The 461-nt window shown below is 71.1% G+C and carries 1 protein-coding gene; it reads right to left on the bottom strand.

Annotated elements, in window-relative coordinates:
* Positions 1 to 340: hypothetical protein (locus tag ERX37_RS11175; RefSeq protein ID WP_208001690.1), on the bottom strand; the 340-nt coding region annotated here is incomplete at its 3' end.
* Positions 341 to 461: the final 121 nt, after the last annotated feature.

Genomic DNA, 461 nt, shown 5'->3' with positions numbered 1-461 from the left:
GGTCGGTGCTGGCGCCGCCGCCGACCCCGACGATGACGTCGGTACGGGTGAACCCGGACTGGCCCAGCGCCTTCCAGCAGTACGCGGCGACCTCGGCGGTCTTGGCCTCCTCGGCGTTGGGCACCTGGATCGCGATCGCCTCGTAGCCCTGAGCGGCGAGGTCGGCGCGCAGCGCGTCACCGGTCTCGGCGAGCGCCTCGGGGTGGATCACCGCGACCCGCTTCGCCTTCGCCCCGATCAGACCGCCCAGCTCGCCCAGGAGCTGACGGCCCACCAGGACCTCGTAGGGCTCGGACCCCGCGGTGCCGCCGACCTGGATCCGGGTGACTGCCTCGCTCATGCTTCTTTCAACTCCACTGCGTCCAGGGCGGCTTGGGTGACTTCTTCCGGCGTACGACCGTCCGTGGCCACGACGGCCGTGGCGACGTCCTCGTAGAGGTGCCGACGGGCCTCCATCAGTT

The sequence above is a fragment of the Macrococcus hajekii genome (genome assembly GCF_004359505.1).
Lineage (GTDB): Bacteria > Bacillota > Bacilli > Staphylococcales > Staphylococcaceae > Macrococcus > Macrococcus hajekii.
The sequence above is the reverse complement of the archived record's forward strand: the minus strand, read 5'-3'. Positions and strand labels throughout refer to the sequence as shown.